This window comes from Streptomyces sp. NPDC001852 (assembly GCF_042891825.1).
Lineage (GTDB): Bacteria > Actinomycetota > Actinomycetes > Streptomycetales > Streptomycetaceae > Streptomyces.
Map to the genome: position 1 here is coordinate 14714 of NZ_JBIATN010000055.1, position 19461 is coordinate 34174.

General features: G+C 69.8%; 17 protein-coding genes and 1 pseudogene. 9 read left to right on the forward strand and 9 right to left on the reverse strand.

Going from position 1 to position 19461, the window contains the following annotated elements; all coding sequences use genetic code 11:
* Window positions 1-57: 57 nt before the first annotated feature.
* The 4 genes from ACFYZB_RS44400 (at window position 58) to ACFYZB_RS44415 (ending at window position 3972) form a co-directional block, all read left to right on the forward strand.
* Window positions 58-1431 carry an extracellular solute-binding protein gene (locus ACFYZB_RS44400; RefSeq protein WP_388767581.1) on the forward strand — a complete coding sequence of 458 codons (1374 nt, stop codon included), beginning with the start codon at window positions 58-60 and terminating at the stop codon, window positions 1429-1431.
* Window positions 1428-2291, forward strand: coding sequence for a carbohydrate ABC transporter permease (locus ACFYZB_RS44405; RefSeq protein WP_388767582.1), 864 nt, complete (start codon window positions 1428-1430; stop codon window positions 2289-2291). Before ACFYZB_RS44400 ends, ACFYZB_RS44405 begins: the two co-directional genes overlap by 4 nt.
* A 7-nt stretch (window positions 2292-2298) precedes the next feature.
* Entirely contained in the window at window positions 2299-3126 is an 828-nt protein-coding gene (locus ACFYZB_RS44410; protein WP_388767583.1) for a carbohydrate ABC transporter permease, read from the forward strand.
* A 120-nt stretch (window positions 3127-3246) separates the two neighbouring features.
* The gene (locus ACFYZB_RS44415) at window positions 3247-3972 is read left to right on the forward strand and encodes an XRE family transcriptional regulator (RefSeq protein ID WP_388767584.1); all 726 of its coding nucleotides are present in this window, start codon (window positions 3247-3249) and stop codon (window positions 3970-3972) included.
* Here the strand turns inward: ACFYZB_RS44415 and ACFYZB_RS44420 are convergent.
* Window positions 3969-4994: an ATP-dependent 6-phosphofructokinase gene (locus ACFYZB_RS44420; RefSeq protein ID WP_351216142.1), complete on the reverse strand. Its 1026-nt coding sequence runs from the start codon at window positions 4992-4994 to the stop codon at window positions 3969-3971. The two genes, ACFYZB_RS44415 and ACFYZB_RS44420, sit on opposite strands and share 4 nt — an antisense overlap.
* A 216-nt stretch (window positions 4995-5210) precedes the next feature.
* On the opposite strand from ACFYZB_RS44420, the gene pta reads away from it, so the two are divergent.
* The 3 genes from pta to pyk all read left to right on the forward strand — a co-directional run bounded on the left by pta (window position 5211) and on the right by pyk (window position 10036).
* Window positions 5211-7286 (forward strand): phosphate acetyltransferase, encoded by a 2076-nt coding sequence (gene pta, locus ACFYZB_RS44425; protein WP_388767585.1) that lies wholly within the window; start codon window positions 5211-5213, stop codon window positions 7284-7286.
* A 26-nt stretch (window positions 7287-7312) separates the two neighbouring features.
* Window positions 7313-8521, forward strand: a complete 1209-nt coding sequence (locus ACFYZB_RS44430) for an acetate kinase (RefSeq protein WP_388767587.1) — start codon at window positions 7313-7315, stop codon at window positions 8519-8521.
* An 87-nt stretch (window positions 8522-8608) separates the two neighbouring features.
* Window positions 8609-10036 carry a pyruvate kinase gene (gene pyk, locus ACFYZB_RS44435; RefSeq protein WP_388767588.1) on the forward strand — a complete coding sequence of 476 codons (1428 nt, stop codon included), beginning with the start codon at window positions 8609-8611 and terminating at the stop codon, window positions 10034-10036.
* Between the two features lie 97 nt (window positions 10037-10133).
* Here pyk and ACFYZB_RS44440 read toward each other — a convergent pair whose 3' ends face one another.
* The 4 genes from ACFYZB_RS44440 to ACFYZB_RS44455 all read right to left on the reverse strand — a co-directional run bounded on the left by ACFYZB_RS44440 (window position 10134) and on the right by ACFYZB_RS44455 (window position 14388).
* Window positions 10134-11504, reverse strand: a complete 1371-nt coding sequence (locus ACFYZB_RS44440; protein WP_388767589.1) for a hypothetical protein — start codon at window positions 11502-11504, stop codon at window positions 10134-10136.
* Window positions 11494-12048, reverse strand: coding sequence for a DUF6114 domain-containing protein (locus tag ACFYZB_RS44445; RefSeq protein WP_388767590.1), 555 nt, complete (start codon window positions 12046-12048; stop codon window positions 11494-11496). Before ACFYZB_RS44445 ends, ACFYZB_RS44440 begins: the two co-directional genes overlap by 11 nt.
* A gap of 116 nt (window positions 12049-12164) precedes the next feature.
* Window positions 12165-12797, reverse strand: a complete 633-nt coding sequence (locus ACFYZB_RS44450; RefSeq protein ID WP_388767591.1) for a DUF6230 family protein — start codon at window positions 12795-12797, stop codon at window positions 12165-12167.
* 622 nt (window positions 12798-13419) lie between these two features.
* Window positions 13420-14388 carry a tetratricopeptide repeat protein gene (locus ACFYZB_RS44455; RefSeq protein WP_388767592.1) on the reverse strand — a complete coding sequence of 323 codons (969 nt, stop codon included), beginning with the start codon at window positions 14386-14388 and terminating at the stop codon, window positions 13420-13422.
* A gap of 212 nt (window positions 14389-14600) precedes the next feature.
* Here ACFYZB_RS44455 and ACFYZB_RS44460 point away from each other — a divergent pair, with 212 nt between their 5' ends.
* Window positions 14601-15245, forward strand: coding sequence for a TetR/AcrR family transcriptional regulator (locus ACFYZB_RS44460; protein WP_388767594.1), 645 nt, complete (start codon window positions 14601-14603; stop codon window positions 15243-15245).
* Window positions 15246-15326: 81 nt separating this feature from the next.
* Here the strand turns inward: ACFYZB_RS44460 and ACFYZB_RS44465 are convergent, their stop codons facing one another.
* The 4 genes from ACFYZB_RS44465 to ACFYZB_RS44480 all read right to left on the reverse strand — a co-directional run bounded on the left by ACFYZB_RS44465 (window position 15327) and on the right by ACFYZB_RS44480 (window position 19146).
* Window positions 15327-17027 carry a methylmalonyl-CoA mutase gene (locus tag ACFYZB_RS44465; RefSeq protein ID WP_388767596.1) on the reverse strand — a complete coding sequence of 567 codons (1701 nt, stop codon included), beginning with the start codon at window positions 17025-17027 and terminating at the stop codon, window positions 15327-15329.
* 78 nt (window positions 17028-17105) lie between these two features.
* Window positions 17106-17444: a DUF3817 domain-containing protein gene (locus ACFYZB_RS44470; RefSeq protein WP_388767598.1), complete on the reverse strand. Its 339-nt coding sequence runs from the start codon at window positions 17442-17444 to the stop codon at window positions 17106-17108.
* 59 nt (window positions 17445-17503) lie between these two features.
* On the reverse strand, window positions 17504-18013 hold the full coding sequence (locus tag ACFYZB_RS44475) for a MarR family winged helix-turn-helix transcriptional regulator (RefSeq protein ID WP_388620957.1): 510 nt from the start codon (window positions 18011-18013) through the stop codon (window positions 17504-17506).
* An 11-nt stretch (window positions 18014-18024) separates the two neighbouring features.
* Complete coding sequence (locus tag ACFYZB_RS44480; protein ID WP_388767599.1) at window positions 18025-19146, reverse strand: MFS transporter; 1122 nt, start codon at window positions 19144-19146, stop codon at window positions 18025-18027.
* Here ACFYZB_RS44480 and ACFYZB_RS44485 point away from each other — a divergent pair.
* A pseudogene (locus tag ACFYZB_RS44485) lies at window positions 19088-19363 on the forward strand (ArsR/SmtB family transcription factor); the annotation flags it as partial. The gene ACFYZB_RS44480 and the pseudogene ACFYZB_RS44485 overlap by 59 nt on opposite strands.
* Window positions 19364-19461: the final 98 nt, after the last annotated feature.

The window sequence follows — 19461 nt, forward strand, 5'->3', positions numbered from 1 at the left end:
CCTCTTACCTTCACACGGCAACCACCTGGCCACGCAGAAGTGCGCCCTCAGGAGGTCATGCCCGTGCGCCCCACCGCCGCCCTCTCCGCCCTCCTCACCGCCGCTCTCGCCGCCGCGACCCTCACCGCCTGCGGCAACGGATCCGGGAGCGATCCGAACACGATCAAGGTGTCCTACAAGCAGTCCACGGACAACTCCGTGAAGGTGATGGACACCTACCTCGCCGGGATCAAGAAGGAGTTCGAGAAGAAGTACCCCGGCAAGAAGGTCGAGTTCGTGCCCATCAAGGCCCCGGATGCCGACTACTACACCAAGCTGCAGCAGATGCTGCGGTCGCCGAGGACCGCCCCGGACCTCGTCTACGAGGACACCTTCCTCATCAACTCCGACATCACCAGCGGGTACCTCAGGCCCCTGGATCCGTATCTCGCCAAGTGGCCCGACTGGGGTCAGTTCATCGACACCGCGAAAGCGGCCGCGAAGGGCCAGGACGGGAAGACGTACGGCGTTCCGGACGGCACCGACACCCGCGGGCTGTGGTTCGACAAGCGGATCTTCAAGCAGGCCGGCCTGCCGCTGAACTGGCAGCCGAGGAACTGGGACGACCTCCTCGCCGCCGCCCGCACCATCAAGCAGAAGGTCCCCGGCGTCACCCCGCTCAACGTCTACACCGGCAAACCGGCGGGCGAGCGATCCACCATGCAGACCATGGAGATGCTGCTCTACGGCACGGGCGACGGCAGGACCGATCCCCTGTACGACAGCGGCAGCAAGAAGTGGATCGCCGGGAGCCAGGGCTTCACGGACTCGCTGAAGTTCGTCGAGACCGTCTACAAGGAGAAGCTCGGCCCCGACGTCTCCGACGCCCTCGATCCCAACTTCGCCACCACCGTCATGGGCGAGTTGCTCCCCCAGGGCAAGCTCGGCATCGACCTGGACGGCTCCTGGCTGCCGCAGACCTGGCTCCCGGGCAGCGGGCGTGCATGGCCCGGCTGGTCCAGGCAGCTGGGGCTGGCCTGCATGCCCACCCAGCACGGTCAGGCGCCCGGCAAGGTGAGCATGTCCGGCGGCTGGACCTGGGCCGTCCCGGCGAAGGCCGGACACCCCGACCTGGCCTTCGACTTCATCAGGACGATGCAGACCGAGGCGAACGCCAAGAAGTGGTACATCGCCAACTCGGGGATCTCGGTGCGAAAGGACGTCGCCGCCGATCCCTCGTACGCCACCGCCCAGCCCGGCATCAAGTTCTTCACAGACCTCGTCGCCACGACCCACTACCGGCCCGCCTATCCCGCGTACCCGAAGGTGTCGACGGCCATCCAGGAGGCGATGGAGAGCGTCACGACCGGTGACACGTCTGCGGAGAAGGCCGCAGCCACCTACGACTCCTCCCTCAAGGACGTCACCGGCGGCCAAGTGGTCCGGAAGTGAGACTCCACCGCCGGATCACCCGGGCCCTCCCCCTCACCCCCGCCGTCGTCCTGATCCTGCTCTTCCTCGCCGGCCCCATCGCCTACTGCGTCTACATCGCCTTCACCGACCTGCAGTTGACCGGTCAGGCGCACGCGTCCTTCGTCGGGTTCGCCAACTTCCGGCGCGCCTTCCGGGACGGCGCGTTCCTGAACGCCGTCTGGCTGACCCTGGTCTTCACCGTGCTGTCCTCGCTCCTCGGGCAGAACACGCTGGGGCTCGCCCTGGCCGCGCTCATGAAGCGGGCGTCGAAACCGGTGCGCACGCTCACCGGCGGGGTCGTGGTCACGGCATGGGTGCTGCCGGAGGTGGTCGCCGGCTTCCTGCTGTACGCCTTCTTCCGGCGGGAGGGGACCTTGAACGCCATCCTGGACTGGCTTCATCTGCCGCGCCAGAACTGGCTGTTCACGCTGCCCATCCTCGCCGTGTCCTTCGCCAACGTCTGGCGCGGCACGGCGTTCTCGATGCTCGTCTACTCCGCCGCGCTGGACGGGATACCCGCCGAGATCACGGAGGCCGCCGAGGTGGACGGGGCCGGCGGATGGCGGCGGATGTGGCACATCACCCTGCCGATGATCCGGCGGTCCATCGGCACCAACCTGATGCTCAACACCCTGCAGACGCTCTCCGTCTTCGGGCTGATCTGGGTGATGACCCGGGGCGGCCCCGGGAACAGGAGCCAGACCCTGCCGCTGTTCATGTACGAACAGGCCTTCCAGAACAGCATGATCGGGTACGGCACCGCGGTCGCCCTGCTCCTGCTGCTCGTCGGGTCCCTGTTCTCGGTCGTCTATCTGCGGCTGCTGCGGACGGAGGTGTGAGCACACGATGTCCCGCAAGCGCACCTCGCGGCGGCTCGCCGCCGACGTCTCCCTGCTGGTCGTCGCCGTCGCCTTCGCGCTGCCCCTCGCCTGGGTGGTGCTGTCCTCCGTGGATCCCCACGCGGACCTCCGGGTGAGGATCCCGGACGGGTTCACCTTCGGCAACTTCGACGCGATCCTGACCCCGGACATCACCTACACCCCGCTGCTCAACAGCCTCATCCTGTGCGGCGGCGCCACCGCGCTGACCGTCGCCTGCGCCGCCCTCGCCGCGTATCCGCTCTCCCGGTTCCGCTCCCGTCTCAACCGGCCGTTCCTGCTGTCGATCCTGTTCGCGACGAGTCTGCCGATCACCGCGATCATGGTGCCGGTGTACGCGCTGTTCGTGCGCGTGAACCTGATCGACACCCTGCAGGGCACGATCCTGTTCTTCGCCGCCTCCCAACTCCCGTTCGCCATCTGGCTGATGAAGAACTTCATGGACGGGGTGCCGAAGGAGCTGGAGGAGGCGGCCTGGACCGACGGGGCGTCCTCGCTGCAGTCCCTGGTCCGGATCGTGCTGCCGCTGATGGGGCCGGGGCTCGCCGTCGTCACGGTGTTCTCGTTCGTGATGATGTGGGGGAACTTCTTCGTCCCGTTCATGCTGCTGCTCACCCCGGACCAGATGCCGGCCTCGGTCAGCATCAACGACTTCTTCGGCAACCGGGGCATGGTCGCGTACGGCCAGCTCGCCGCGTTCTCCGTCATCTACTCGACGCCGGTGATCCTTCTGTACGTCCTGGTCGCACGGCGACTGGGCGGCGGTTTCGCACTCGGCGGCGCGGTCAAGGGATGAGCCGTAAGGGTGGTCCGTCCGTTACATACCGAACGGCCGGAACTGTACGTTCCGACAATCCGTGATCCTGTCCGAACAGACCGTAGCCATTCCGTCACGAGCACCCCTAGCTTGTGCGAGGTGCGCCAACCCTCAGCTCCCCCCTTCAACGCCCCGGCGGCCCGCCGGCTGCGCGCCGCGCTCGGCATGGGCCCCGAGCACGTCGCCTACGGCATGCGGGCCTCGTACGGGCTGCCGTATGTCACACCCGATCTGGTGGTCGCCTGGGAACGCGGCTCCGCCGCCCCCAGCCACCCGGAACTCACCGCGCTGGCCGGCGTGCTGTGGTGTTCCCCGGGCGAACTGCTCGGCCGGCCGCAGACCCTGCGCGAGCACCGCATCGCCCGCGCCGTCGCGCCCGAGGACGTCGCCCGCGCCGTCGACATGGACCTGCGCAGCTATCTGCGCATGGAGGACAGCGGGCAGTGGAGGGGCAACGAACGCCAGTCGGCCGCGCTCGCCCAGGTGCTGGATCTCGCCCTGCCCGACTTCGTCGCCGTCACCGGCCGCGAGGCGAAGCTCGCCGACCTGCTGCACAGCGCGGTGACCACCCGCTGGCAGGCCTATGTGCGACCGGTGCGCAAGCTGGCGCCCCTGGACACGAAGGTCCTCGAAGAGGTCCTGCAGCGGCTCTACGACGACTACCAGGGGCACATGGCCGCCACCCTGAGCTGGGGCGGCGGCAGCAGGAGCGCCAGCGATTCCGGCCGGGAGTTCCTCGACCGGATCGTGGCGAACTTCTGGGAGGGCGTGGAGGACAGGTCCGCCCGGAGGATGACGCGTCCGTCCGGGAGAGCGGCTCCCTAGAAGACCGACTCCGCCTCGTCCATGCGGTCCTTCGGGACCGTCTTCAGCTCGGTGACCGCCTCCGCGAGCGGGACCATCACGATGTCGGTGCCGCGCAGCGCGGTCATCCTGCCGAACTCGCCGCGGTGTGCGGCCTCGACGGCGTGCCAGCCGAAGCGGGTGGCGAGGACGCGGTCGTAGGCGGTGGGCACGCCGCCGCGCTGGACGTGGCCGAGGATGACCGGCTTGGCCTCCGTGCCCAGCCGCCGCTCCAGCTCGTACGCCAGCGCGGTGCCGATGCCCTGGAAGCGCTCGTGGCCGTACTGGTCGATCTCGCCCTTGCCGTAGTCCATGGTGCCCTCGGCGGGGTGGGCGCCCTCGGCGACGCAGATGACGGCGAACTTCTTGCCGCGGGAGAAGCGCTCCTCGACCATCTTGACCAGGTCGGCGGGGTCGAAGGGGCGCTCGGGCAGGCAGATGCCGTGGGCGCCGGCGGCCATGCCGGACTCCAGGGCGATCCAGCCGGCGTGCCGTCCCATGACCTCGACGACCATGACGCGCTGGTGGGACTCGGCGGTGGTCTTCAGGCGGTCCATCGCCTCGGTGGCGACGCCGACGGCCGTGTCGAAGCCGAAGGTGCGGTCGGTGGAGGAGATGTCGTTGTCGATGGTCTTGGGGACGCCGACGACCGGCAGGCCCGCGTCGGAGAGCATGCGGGCCGCGGTCAGCGTGCCCTCGCCGCCGATCGGGATCAGCGCGTCGATGCCGAACTCCTCGACCATGTCGGCGGCGCCGTCGCAGGCCTCGCGCAGCCGGTCGCGCTGCAGCCGGGAGGAGCCGAGGATGGTGCCGCCGCGGGCCAGGATGCCACTGACCGCGTCCAGGTCGAGGCTGCGGTAGTGCCGGTCGAGCAGACCCCGGTAGCCGTCCTCGAAGCCGATGACCTCGTCGCCGTACTGCGCAACCGCCCGGTGCACGACCGACCGGATCACGGCGTTCAGTCCGGGGCAGTCGCCGCCTGCGGTGAGAACTCCGATGCGCATCGTGCTGTGTCTCCTGCTCGCTGTCGTTACCGGTGAGCCAGTGTCGATTGTTTCACGTCCGCCGGGGCACTGAGCCACTTGACGGGCGCCTTATCCGGAGCCAGGGGTATTGTCAAGAGGGTTCCGCTCACCTCGGTGGGCGATTTTTGCGACCAAGAGATGACGTAGACCCGGACATGACGTGGTCGGGCAGACGAGACGGATCGGAGTGCACACGTGACGCGCAGCGTGTACGTGACCGGGATCGACCGCGGTGACGGCCGCCAGGTCGTGGAGCTGGGGGTCATGGAGCTCCTTACCCGGCAGGTCGACCGGGTGGGCGTGTTCCGTCCGCTCGTGCACGACGGCCCCGACCGGCTGTTCGAGCTGCTGCGGACGCGGTACCGCCTCTCGCAGGATCCGGCGACGGTCTACGGCATGGACTACCACGAGGCGTCCGCGCTCCAGGCCGAGCAGGGCACCGACGAGCTGGTCTCCGCGCTGGTCGACCGCTTCCACCTGGTGGCGCGTGACTACGACGTCGTCCTCGTCCTCGGCACCGACTTCGCCGACACCCAGCTGCCGGACGAGCTGTCCCTGAACGCCCGCCTCGCCAACGAGTTCGGCGCCTCCGTGATCCCGGTGGTCGGCGGCCGCAGGCAGACCACCGAGTCGGTGCTCGCCGAGACCCGCAACGCCTACCGCGCCTACGACGGCCTGGGCTGCGACGTGCTCGCCATGGTCACCAACCGGGTGGCCCGCGAGGACCGCGACGAGATCGCCGCGCGGCTCGCCACCCGGCTGCCGGTGCCCTGCTACGTCGTTCCCGACGAACCCGCGCTGTCCGCGCCGACCGTCTCCCAGATCGCCCACGCCCTCGACGCGAAGGTGCTGCTCGGCGACGACTCCGGGCTCGCCCGCGACGCGCTGGACTTCGTCTTCGGCGGCGCCATGCTGCCCAACCTGCTGGGCGCCCTGACCCCCGGCTGCCTGGTCGTCACCCCGGGCGACCGCGCCGACCTGGTCGTCGGTTCGCTGGCCGCGCACAGCGCCGGCACCCCGCCGATAGCCGGCGTCCTGCTCACCCTGAACGAGGTGCCGAGCGAGGAGATCCTCACCCTCGCCGCCCGCCTCGCCCCGGGCACCCCGGTGCTCTCCGTGACCGGCAACAGCTTCCCTACCGCCGAGCGGCTGTTCTCGCTGGAGGGCAAGCTGAACGCGGCCACCCCGCGCAAGGCGGAGCGGGCGCTCGGCCTGTTCGAGCGGTACGCCGACACCGCCGACCTGGCCCGCCGGGTCTCCGCGCCGAGCAGCGACCGGGTCACCCCGATGATGTTCGAGCACAAGCTGCTGGAGCAGGCCCGTTCCGACAAGCGGCGGGTCGTGCTGCCGGAGGGCACCGAGGAGCGGGTGCTGCACGCGGCCGAGGTGCTGCTGCGCCGCGGCGTCTGCGACCTGACGCTGCTCGGGCCGGCGGACCAGATCCGCAAGAAGGCCGCCGACCTCGGCATCGACCTCGGCGACACCCAGCTGATCGACCCGGCCACCAGCGAACTGCGCGACGCCTTCGCCGAGAAGTACGCCCAGCTCCGGGCCCACAAGGGCGTGACCGTCGAACTGGCCTACGACGTCGTCTCGGACGTCAACTACTTCGGCACCCTGATGGTCCAGGAGGGCCTGGCCGACGGCATGGTGTCCGGGTCCGTGCACTCCACGGCGGCCACCATCCGGCCCGCCTTCGAGATCATCAAGACCAGGCCGGAGTCGTCGATCGTCTCGTCCGTCTTCTTCATGTGCCTGGCCGACCAGGTGCTGGTCTACGGCGACTGCGCGGTCAACCCCGACCCGAACGCGGAAGCGCTCGCGGACATCGCCGTCCAGTCCGCCGGTACGGCCGCGCAGTTCGGCGTGGAACCCAGGATCGCGATGCTGTCGTACTCCACCGGCACCTCCGGTTCGGGCGCCGACGTCGACAAGGTGCGCGAGGCCACCGAGCTCGCCCGCTCGCGCCGGCCGGACCTGAAGATCGAGGGGCCGATCCAGTACGACGCGGCCGTGGAGCCGTCCGTCGCCGCGACCAAGCTGCCCGGCTCCGAGGTCGCGGGGCAGGCCAGTGTGCTGATCTTCCCCGACCTCAACACCGGCAACAACACCTACAAGGCGGTGCAGCGCTCGGCCGGCGCGATCGCCGTCGGACCGGTCCTGCAGGGCCTGCGCAAGCCGGTCAACGACCTGTCCCGGAGCGCGCTCGTCCAGGACATCGTGAACACCGTCGCCATCACGGCGATCCAGGCCCAGACGCCCGCCAGCTGAAGTCCCACAGAGAGCTTTCGAACACCGTGACCGCGACCCGTGTCCTCGTCCTCAACTCCGGCTCCTCGTCGGTGAAGTACCAGCTCCTCGACATGCGTGACGCCAGCCGGCTCGCCGTGGGGCTGGTGGAACGCATCGGCGAGCAGACCTCCCGGCTCAGGCACACCTGCCTCACCACCGGCGACACCCGCGAGCACACCGGGCCGATCGCCGACCACGACGCCGCCCTCAAGGCCGTCGCCGAGGAGCTGAGCCGGGACGGCCTGGGCCTGGACTCGCCGGAACTGGCCGCGATCGGGCACCGGGTGGTGCACGGCGGCATGTTCTTCACCGAGCCGACGGTCATCGACGACGAGGTGCTGTCCGAGATCGAGCGGCTGATCCCCGTCGCCCCGCTGCACAACCCGGCCAACCTGACCGGCATCCGCACCGCCCGGGCGCTGCGCCCCGACCTGCCCCAGGTCGCCGTCTTCGACACCGCGTTCCACACGACGATGCCGGAGTCGGCGGCGCGCTACGCGATCGACCCGAAGATCGCCGACCGGCACCGTATCCGCCGCTACGGCTTCCACGGCACCTCGCACGCGTACGTCTCGCGGGAGACCGCGCGGCTGCTGGGCAAGGACCCGGCCGAGGTGAACGTCATCGTGCTGCACCTGGGCAACGGCGCGTCGGCGTCCGCGGTGGAGCGGGGCCGGTGCGTGGACACCTCCATGGGGCTCACGCCTTTGGAGGGGCTGGTGATGGGTACGCGCTCCGGTGATGTGGACCCGGCCGTCATCTTCCATTTGGCCCGGGTTGGGGATATGTCCATGGACGAGATCGACACTCTTCTCAACAAGAGGAGCGGTCTGTTCGGTCTGTGCGGGGACAACGACATGCGGGAGATCCGCCGCCGGATCGACGAGGGTGACGAAGCGGCCGCTCTCGCGTTCGACATTTACATTCACCGGCTCAAGAAGTACATCGGCGCCTATTACGCCGTGCTCGGGAAGGTGGACGCGGTCGCGTTCACGGCCGGGGTCGGCGAGAACGCGGCGCCCGTGCGGGAGGCTGCGATCGCGGGCCTGGAGAGCCTTGGCCTGGCGGTCGACCCGGAGCTGAACGCGGTGCGAGCGGACGAGGCCAGGCTGATCTCGCCGCAGGATGCGCGTGTCGCCGTCGCCGTGGTGCCGACGGATGAAGAACTGGAGATAGCGACCCAGACCTACGCACTGGTCGGAAAGAACAACTGAATAGCAGCACCTGAGCGGTGCGCCACTCATTTGTATCTTCCGCCAGACGGAATATTCCGTAGCGAAACAAACCGATAGGATCGCCCCATGCGCCGTTCGAAAATCGTCTGTACTCTCGGCCCCGCGGTCGACTCCCACGAGATGCTCGTCGCCATGATCGAGGCGGGCATGAACGTGGCCCGGTTCAACTTCAGTCACGGCTCCCACGCCGAGCACCAGGCGCGGTACGACCGCGTCCGGGCCGCGTCCAAGGAGACCGGCCGGCCCATCGGCGTCCTCGCCGACCTGCAGGGCCCGAAGATCCGCCTGGAGACCTTCGCCGAGGGTCCGGTCGAGCTCGAGCGCGGTGACGAGTTCGTCATCACGACCGAGGACGTGCCGGGCGACCGGCACATCTGCGGCACGACGTACAAGGGGCTGCCGGGCGACGTCGCGCGCGGCGACCAGGTCCTGATCAACGACGGCAACGTCGAGCTGAAGGTCCTGGACGTCGAGGGCCCCCGGGTGAAGACGATCGTCATCGAGGGCGGTGTCGTCTCCGACCACAAGGGCATCAACCTGCCCGGCGCGGCCGTCAACGTGCCCGCGCTGAGCGAGAAGGACGTCGAGGACCTGCGCTTCGCCCTCCGCATGGGCTGCGACCTGGTCGCGCTGTCCTTCGTCCGGGACGCCAAGGACGTCCAGGACGTGCACCGCGTCATGGACGAGGAGGGCCGCCGGGTCCCGGTCATCGCCAAGGTGGAGAAGCCGCAGGCGGTGGAGAACATGGAGGACGTCGTGATGGCGTTCGACGGTGTGATGGTCGCCCGCGGCGACCTCGCCGTCGAGTACCCGCTCGAGAAGGTCCCCATGGTGCAGAAGCGCCTGATCGAGCTGTGCCGGCGCAACGCCAAGCCGGTGATCGTGGCGACCCAGATGATGGAGTCGATGATCACCAACTCCCGCCCGACCCGCGCCGAGGCCTCCGACGTGGCCAACGCGATCCTGGACGGCGCGGACGCGGTCATGCTGTCGGCCGAGTCCAGCGTGGGCGCGTACCCGGTCGAGACGGTCAAGACCATGTCGAAGATCGTCGCGGCGGCCGAGCAGGAGCTGCTCTCCAAGGGCCTGCAGCCGCTGGTGCCGGGCAAGAAGCCGCGCACCCAGGGCGGTTCGGTGGCCCGCGCGGCCTGCGAGATCGCCGACTTCCTCGGCGGCCGGGGCCTGATCGCCTTCACCCAGTCCGGTGACACCGCGCGCCGGCTGTCCCGGTACCGGGCGATCCAGCCGATCATCGCCTTCACCACGGACGAGAACACCCGCAACCAGCTCACCCTGAGCTGGGGCGTGGAGCCGCACGTCGTGCCGTTCGTCAACACCACGGACGAGATGGTCGACCTGGTGGACCAGGAGGTCGCCCGGCTGGGCCGCTTCGACGCGGGCGACACGGTCATCATCACCGCCGGTTCGCCCCCCGGCGTCCCCGGCACCACCAACATGCTCCGCGTCCACCACCTGAGCACGCAGAACAACTGACGGGCCCCGTAAGGGCCTTGTACGGCGCTGAGGGCGCCCCCTGGAGCAGGGGGCGCCCTCAGCTGTGTGCGGCTCCCGAACGGGCTTTGAGGACCGGTCAGTCGGTCGTGTACACGTGCATGCCGGGCACGTGGAGGTTGCCGCCGAACTGGGCCGCCTGGACCACCTTCACGTTGGTGAAGTAGATGAGCGGGAGGTTCAGCGGGGGCGGGCTGTCGGGCGTGAACGTCATCGGGATCAGACCGAAGAGGTTGCCCGAGATGCTCTCGGTGTACATCGTGGTGGAGCCGCCCCGGATGGTGGACGTCGACCCGCCGGCCGCCTGCACGTGGTAGGTCTTGCCCGAGAGCTTGTCCTTCACCGTCTGGTGCAGGTCGCCGATGTCCGTGCCGTCGGAGATGACGTACTTCAGCACCTTCTTGGTGGTGCCGGACGCCGTCTTCACCTCCACGATGCCCTGGTAGTCGGCACCTTTGAGCAGCAGCGAGCTGGCGCTGAGGTACCAGGGGTCGTCCGCCACCGGCACCTTGTTGTCGACGCCGCCCTGGTCGGTGGTGGCCGCCGGGCAGTCCTGCGCCGAGGTGGAGGAGCTCGCCGAGGGGCTCGGCGTGACCGACCCGGCCGCGTCCTTGACCGTCTGGGTGGCGGTCCCGGCCGTCTTGGAGACCGTGTCGGTGGTCTTCTTCACCGTGTCGCCGACCGTCTTGGTGGCCTTGGAGACGGTGTCGCCCACGGTGCCGGTGGCCTTGGAAGCGGACGACGACGTGCCCGACGTGGACGAGGCGTCCGGGGACGCGCTCGCCGACGGGGTCGCGGACGGCGTCGGGCTCGCGGAAGTGCTGCCCGAGTCCGAGCTGCCGCCGCCGAGGAGGCCGCCGAGCGTGTTACCGATGGTGTCCAGCAGACCGCCGCTGCTCTTGGACGCGGACGGGGTGGGCGTGGCCGTGGCACCGCCGGACCCCGAGGACGAACCCGACGAGCCGGAGCCCGAGTTGGAGCCGGAGCCGGAGGTCGCGGACGGCGTGGGCGTGGCCTTGTCGCCGGAACCTGAATCCGACGAAGAGGTCGTGCCCGTGCCACCGGACTGGCTGTCCTTGGAGGCGCCGGCGCTCGCCGAGGGCGACGGCGTGGCCGTGTCGGCGCTCTTCGAGGCGGACGGCGACGGCGACGGGGACGCGTCCTTGGAGCTCTTCAGCGCGTTCACGCAGTTCTTGTACTCGTCCGCCGTCAGGCTCTTGGCCGTGGTCGACGGGGACGGGCTGCCGCCGTTCCCGGCCGCGAGGGCCAGCGAGGACGTGAAGCCCATGCCCATCAGCACCGCCGTGGGCATCGCCACGGTGGCGATGGCCTTGCCGGCCGGCATGTGGAACCTGGTGAACAGCGGCTTTCTGGGGGCCGCGTGTCGGGGCCCGGTTCTCGCGCGGGACCCGTCCACATCGGTCCCGCGGGTCACCTCGTCAGCCGGCACTGTGCCTCCCGTTCGCCCCGTTGGCCGGGCTCGTTCCTGACAGGTCGTTCGACTCCACCGCGTCCGGGTACTGCAGCGGCGGCTCCGCGGTCTGCGGGGCACCTCCCTCGCCCGGGGCCGCCTCGGCCGGCGGCTGCGGCTGCGGCGGCGCGCCCGGCGCCCAGGCCACGGCCATCGCTCCGCCGATCAGCGAGAACAGGAAGCCGACGATGAATCCGCCGATGTTGGACAGCGGAATGGACACCAGCGCCAGCAGAATCGCCGCGACACCCGCGAAGACCCGGGTGTGCAGCTGGAACCAGAGGGTGATGCCGAGGACCATGAGCAGCGCGCCGATGATCAGGGAACTGGAGCCGCCGGGCGTCCCCATCGTCATCGTGAGGTGGCCCAGCTGCAGGTGTGCGTACGGAAAGTACAGGATGAGAAATCCGCCGAGCATGGTGAACAGTCCGCCCCAGAACGGACGGGTGCCCCGCCAGGCGCGGAACTGCAGCCTCCGGCGGGTGAACTGGCCGGATGCGGCAGCAGAGGTCTCGGCGCTCATGGAAAACAGCTCCCTGGTGCGGCGTTGCCGTGGTGGTGATGTGTGCCGCGTGTGAAACACGGCCGGAGAGTGGACGGGCGGGGGCGCCACCGGCTCCCCCGCCCATCACCGCGTGCTCAGTAGCACTCGTGCGTACCCGTCTGCAGCGACATGTGCAGCCCGCTGAGCTTGAAGGTTCCGGCCGTGGTCGCCCAGGCCGTCTGCTTCACGTCCGTCAGCGTTGCCGAGTCGGCCTGCTGGGCGAACCCGTACGGGTTGGCCTGCTCGCCGCCGCCCTTCATGCCCGGACCCTTGCTGGCGTCCTTGCCGGCCACACCGATGTCGATGTTGTTGAAGGTGGCGTCGGCGTTGAGGTCGGCGACGTCGATGTAGAGGTTGTCAGCCTCGACCGGCTTGTCCGCGCCCGCCTTCAGGATCAGGCTCACCGAGCCGAACAGCGGGATGTCCGGCGTGACAACGGACTGGCACATGTTGTTGATCGTGGCCGACTTGAAGGCCGAGACCGCAACCGGGTGCGCCGTCTTCTGTCCGCTGAGGGTGTACCCGCTGTCGATCGCCCCGTACTGCTCGAAGCCCTGACCGACCAGCTTGTCCGCCGTCACCTTGAACGACTGACCCGACACACTGAACGACGCGGCGAGAGCGCCCTGCGCGAGGGCGACACCTATGCACGCCGTGGCGGCCACGCTGGGCACCATGACCACAGCGAACCGCTTCCATCTGGTCCCGCCACGCACCTGGGACTCCATATTTCCTCCTTCTCGGACGTACATCTCCTGGCCCGGACTCGCCCCTTTCGGTGGCTCAGCCAGGCAGGGATGGGAGAAGTGCTACGTCCTCGGGAAGGAGAGCGCCCGCGCTCGGTGGCGCGAACCGCGCCCGAATCACCGGCGATCACCCCCGAGCGACAACCACTGGTCGCGCCTGACACGCATCACGCACAACCTTGCTGGACAGGCTTCGCTGTTGGGCGAAGACCCCCCTGCCCTAGAGCCGGCGCCACTGCCGCCGGCTCTGCTCGGTGGGGACCCAGATGCTCCCGCGACCCGACCGGCTGCCGGGGTGTGGGAATGGACCGAGCGTCGCCGATCGTGGTGCATTCTCGGCCCGGACACAAGGGGGTTCGTTACTGGCTAGTAACGGCCGGATAACCGGTGGACGACCGACCGGTCTCGGAGGGCGACGCTCGGTGGCTTTTCAGGGCAGAGCAAAGCCGTTGATCCCTGGACAAAACCAGACAGACCAACGGCTTCGACTTACTCCGAGTAACAGTTTGCTCGATTACCAAGATTTGGTAAAGCGCCGCCACCGTGACGACTCGTCGGCAAACCTTTCACCCCGGCATCACAAGCCGTGGCGTTTAGCGACTGGTCAGAACAGGGCGCGCGCGAGGGCTCTCCGCGCGCCCACCACCCGCGGATCCTCGGGGCCCACGACCTCGAACAGTTCGAGCAGCCGACGCCGCACGGTGTCCCGGTCGTCACCCGCCGTACGCTGCACCGTCTCGATCAACCGCCCGAAGGCGTCCTCGACGTGTCCGCCCACCAGGTCCAGATCGGCGGCGGCGATCTGCGCGTCGACGTCCTTCGGCTTCTCCGCGGCCTCCTGACGGACCTTCTGCGGGTCGAAGCCCTGCACCCGCTGCAGCAGTTCCGCCTGCGCCAGGCCCAGTTTGGCCTCGGGGTGGCCCGGGTCGTCGGCCAGCACGTTCTGGTAGGCCTGGACGGCACCGCCCAGGTCGCCGGCGTCCAGCGCCTCCGCGGCGGCGTTCAGCGCCGCGTCGTACGGTCCCGCCTGCTCCTGCGCGGGCGCGGCGCCGGCCTGCGCGTCCGGGTCGACCGTGAGGCCGGTGATGCCGAACCGCTGCTCGGCGACCTGCACCAGCTGGTCCAGGGTCTGCCGGATCTGCTGCTCGCCGGCCGCCCCCTGGAACAGCGGCAGCGCCTGTCCGGCCACAACGGCGAACACGGCCGGGATGCCCTGCACCCCGAACTGCTGCATCAGCATCTGGTTGGCGTCGACGTCGATCTTGGCGAGGAGGAAGCGCCCGTCGTACTCGACGGCCAGCCGCTCCAGGACCGGGCTCAGCTGCTTGCAGGGCTGACACCACTCGGCCCAGAAGTCGATGACGACCGGCACCTCGGCGGACCGCTGGAGGACGTCGCTCTCGAAGCCCGCCTCATCGACGTCGATGACGAGATCGGCCGGCGCGACGGCCCCCGTGCCACCCTGCCGGGCGGCCTCGGCGCGCGTCTGCTCGGCCTTGGCCTTGGCCTCCTGGGCCGCCTTCACCGCGGCGAGGTCGACGACGCCGCTCATGGACATGTTCCGTGGCTGCATGCGTCTATCCTCCCCCGTTACCGCGTCGGAATGAAAAAGTGTCGTGCGCGGGCGCCGGGTCCCCACCCCACGCCCCCGTGGAAGCCGCCCGTGTACGTCCCTCACGAGCTTTCGCTACGACTCGTAGCGTAATGCCAAGCGGACCCCGCGCGACACCACGCGCCGGTGATCTCCCTCACGACCGCACAGATCCCGCCGGTTATGGTCAGGGGATGCAGAGCCGCACTTCCGCCAGCCGTACCGGGCGCCCTCGCAGCGCCGCCGCGGACACCGCGATCCTGGCCGCGACCCGGGAGGCGCTGGTGGAACTCGGCTGGTCCAAGCTCACCCTGGGGGACGTGGCGACGCGGGCCGGGGTGGCGAAGACGACGCTGTACCGACGCTGGGCCGGCAAGCCCGAGCTGGTGTGCGACGCGGTGGCGGAACTCTTCGACGAGCTGGAGCTCCCCGACCGCGGCAGCCTGGCCGCCGACATCGAGGGCGTGGTGCTGCAGTTCGCGGCCATCCTGGCCCGCCCGGAGGCCAAGAGCGGCCTGATGGCGGTGGTCGCCGAGTCCACCCGCGACGACGCCCTGCGCGAGCGCATCCGCGCCTCCATCGTGGAACGCCAGATGCGCCTGGTCCTGCAGGGCCGCGCCCGCGCCCAGCGCCGCGGCGAACTCCCCCCGGAGCCCGACCCGGAGGAGTCCGCCCGCACGGGGGACCTGATCTTCGACATGGTCGCGGGCGCGGTGGTCCACCGCACCCTGCTGAGCGGCAAGCCGGCGGACGAGGGGTGGGTGCGCGACTTCACGCGCGTACTGCTCCTGGGCCTGACGTCGAGCGGCACGGCCGCCCCGCAGCCGCCCGAGTCCTGACCCCGGCACTGTCCCTTCCGAGCCGACCGAAAGGGTTCCAGGGGGCGGAGCCCCCTCGAAGGCCACACAGGGCAACGGCGCCTAGAAACCGGCGGGCTCCGTATAGACGCCCCACTCGTCCCGCAGCACCCCGCAGATCTCGCCCAGCGTCGCCTCGGCCCGCACCGCGTCCAGCATCGGCTCGATCATGTTCGACCCGTCCCGGGCAGCACTCAGCATCGCGTCCAGCGCGGAGCGCACCGCCGCCTCGTCCCGCGCGGCCTTCCGCGCACCCAGAATGCGGACCTGCTCCCGCTCCACCTCATGGCTGACCCGCAGGATCTCCAGATCCCCGGTGACGGACCCGGTGTGGACATTGACGCCGACGACCCTCTTGTCGCCCTTCTCCAGCGCCTGCTGGTACCGGAAGGCGGACTCGGCGATCTCCCCGGTGAACCAGCCGTCCTCGATCCCGCGCAGGATCCCGGAGGTGACCGGCCCGATCGGGTGCCGCCCGTCCGGGTGGGCCCTGAGGCCCCGCTCCTTGATCTGCTCGAAGATCTTCTCCGCGTCGGCCTCGATCCGGTCCGTCAGCTGCTCGACGTACCACGAACCGCCCAACGGGTCCGCCACGTTGGCGACCCCGGTCTCCTCCATCAGCACCTGCTGGGTGCGCAGCGCGATCTCCGCGGCCTGCTCGCTCGGCAGCGCGAGGGTCTCGTCGAGCGCGTTGGTGTGCAGCGAGTTCGTCCCGCCGAGGACCGCCGCCAGCGCCTCGACGGCCGTACGGACGACGTTGTTGTACGGCTGCTGGGCCGTCAGCGACACACCGGCCGTCTGCGTGTGGAACCGCAGCCACTGCGCCTTCTCGCTCCGCGCGCCGTAGACGTCCCGCATCCACCGGGCCCAAATGCGTCGCGCCGCACGGAACTTGGCGATCTCCTCGAAGAAATCGACGTGCGCGTCGAAGAAGAAGGACAGGCCGGGCGCGAACACGTCCACGTCCAGGCCGCGGCTGAGCCCCAACTCGACGTACCCGAAGCCGTCCGCCAGCGTGTACGCGAGCTCCTGCGCGGCCGTCGCGCCCGCCTCACGGATGTGGTAGCCGGACACGGACAGCGGCTTGTAGGCGGGAATACCGGCGGCGCAGTACTCCATGAGGTCGCCGATCAGACGCAGATGCGGCTCGGGCTGGAAGAGCCACTCCTTCTGCGCGATGTACTCCTTGAAGATGTCGGTCTGGAGCGTGCCGTTGAGCACCGCCGGGTCCACGCCCTGCCGCTCTGCGGCGACCAGGTACATGCAGAAGACCGGCACGGCCGGACCGCTGATGGTCATCGACGTCGTCACATCACCGAGCGGGATGTCCTTGAACAGGACCTCCATGTCGGCGGCCGAGTCGATGGCGACCCCGCAGTGCCCGACCTCGCCGAGCGAGCGGGGGTCGTCGGAGTCGCGGCCCATGAGCGTCGGCATGTCGAAGGCCACGGACAGGCCGCCGCCACCGGCGGCCAGGATCATCTTGTACCGCTCGTTGGTCTGCTCGGCGTTGCCGAACCCGGCGAACTGGCGGATCGTCCAGGTACGCCCGCGGTAGCCGGTCGGATGGAGCCCGCGCGTGAAGGGGTACTCCCCGGGCCAGCCGATCCGCTCGAATCCCTCGTACGTGTCGCCCGGTCGGGGCCCGTACACCGGCTCCACGGGGTCGCCGGAGAGCGTGGTGAAGTCTGCGTCGCGCTTGCGCGCGGCGTCGTAGCGGGCCTGCCAGCGCCGGCGGCCCTCCTCGATGGCGTGAGCGTCCATACCATCGAATTTACTTGGACGTCCTAGTAAATGTCGATGGCTGACCGCCGCACGGTGTCCGTACGGCGGTGAGCTTCGTTACGCCTTGGCGACGGCCGGCGCCGGCTCGGCGACCTTGGCCTGCAGCTCGCGGCTGATCCTGCGCTCGACGAAGAACGCGGCGGTGGGAATCGTCCCCGCGAGCAGCACCCACAGCTGCCTGCCGATCGGCATCTTCGCCTTGGAGCCCAGGTCGAAGGCGACGACGAGGTAGACGACGTACAGCCAGCCGTGGGCGATGGCGACGACCCGGGTGACGTCGGCGGCACCGCTGATGTCCAGCCCGTACTTCGCGATCATGCTCAGGCACAGCAGTACCAGCAGGACACCGGTGGTGTAGGCCATGACGCGGTAGCGGGTCAGCACGCTCTTCTTCATGCCGTCGAGCGTAACCACCCGTTCCGGGAGATCTTGGCCGGGGTCGCCCGTACCCGGCGTCACTCGTCCTCGAAGTCGTGTGCCGCGATCCGCAGTGGACGGAGCATCGCGAAGATCTCCGCGCACTCCTCCGCGTCGTACACGCCGAGCCCGAAGTCCATCGCCATCAGGTCCCTGGTGGCCGCGTCGACCACCTCGCGGCCCTTGTCGGTGATGACGGCGAGGGTGCCGCGGCCGTCGTTGGGGTTGGGCCGCTTGGCGACCAGCCCCGACCTCACCAGCCGGTCCACGGTGTTCGTCACGGAGGTGGGATGCACCATCAACCGCTCGCCGATCTTGGACATGGGCAGCTCACCGGCCTTGGAGAAGGTGAGCAGCACCAGTGCCTCGTACCGCGCGAACGTCAGTCCGTACGGCTTGACCACCGCGTCGACCTCGGCGAGCAGGATCTGCTGGGCCCGCATGATCGAGGTGATCGCGGCCATGGACGGCACGTTTCCCCAGCGCTGCTTCCAGAGCTCGTCGGCACGGGCGATGGGGTCGAAGGGGAGGCTGAGAGGCTTCGGCACGTCATCAGACCCTACCGGCCGGTCATATTCCGGGCAGCCCTGTCTCGGCTTTCGGTCGCCCTCCCGCCCTCCTGCGCCCTCTCGGTGGCCCTGGCCGCCACGGCCAAGGCGCAGCAGCACAGCACACCCGCCACACCGGCCCCGGCCACCGCCGTACGCACCCCCGCCGCCTGCGCCGCCACACCGGCCAGCGCCATGCCCACACCCTGGACGGTCATCAGCCCGGCGCTCAGCAGGGTCATGGCCCGCCCGCGCACCTCCTCCGGCACGGCCCGCACGAACCACTGGTCCAGGCCCAGGGTGTACGCCGATCCGGCCCCGGACAGCACCAGGAGCAGCAGGGACGCGGTGAGCCCGGGACGCAGGGCGTACCCGAGGTAGGGCAGCAGGCTCAGGCAGAGCAGCGGGAGGGCGATGCGTTCGCGGGCCCGCGGCCCCAGCCTGGCCCCGGCGAACAGCTCACCGGCCGCCGTGCCGACGGGCAGCGCGCACATCAGCAGGCCGAGGCCCGCGGAGCCGCTGCCCAGCTCGTCGGCGTACGGCGCCGCCAGCGCCTCGGGTACGACGGAGAACGCCGCCGGGAGCCAGAACATGAGGAGCAGGACGCGTACGCGACGGCCGCCCACCAGGGTCCGCGGGCCGGGCGGGGTGCCCGTGCCCCGCCGTGTGCGGGCGGTGCGGTGCCGGGTGCCGCAGCGCAGCAGTGTGGCGGAGGCGAGGAAGGTGCCGACGGTGATCAGCAGGGCGCGGCGCGGGCTGACGGCGGTCAGCAGCAGACCGCCGAGGCCGTAGCCGACGAGCAGGGCGCTCTGGGCGACGATCCGCAGCAGGGAGCGGCCGAGGACGAACAGGTCGCCGTCGCCGAGGACGTCGGCCAGCGTGGCCATGCGCGTGCCGGAGAACACCGGCGAGACGACGGCGAGTGCGCAGCGCAGCGCGAGCAGCAGCCCGATGCCGGTGCCCGGGACGGTCATCAGCGCCACACAGCCGGCGCACACCAGGTCGCAGCCGACCAGCACGCGCCGGGCCGGGAGGCGGTCGGCGACGGGCGCGAGCAGGGTGCCGCCGACGGCGCTGTGGACCGAACCGGCCGAACGGACGCCGGAGGCGCTGGTACGACTGCTGGGCCGCAACCGGGCCGAGGTGCTGGCCGCACTGGACGAACCGGCGACCACGACGGCACTGGCCCACCGACTGGGCCTCGCCGCGTCCTCGGTCTCGACCCACCTGGCGGTTCTGCGCGACGCCGGTCTGCTGACCTCACGGCGGTACGGCCATCAGGTGCTGTACGACAGGACGCCCCTGGGGGTCTCCACCTGCTGGTCCTCGAAGTTGGACAAGTGTGCGTAACCATGTATGAGTGAGTGTCGTTGTCAGAGCGTGAATCTGACGGAATGGGCGAAGACGCAGGGCGTGCATCCGCAGACCGCGTATCGCTGGTTCCGTGA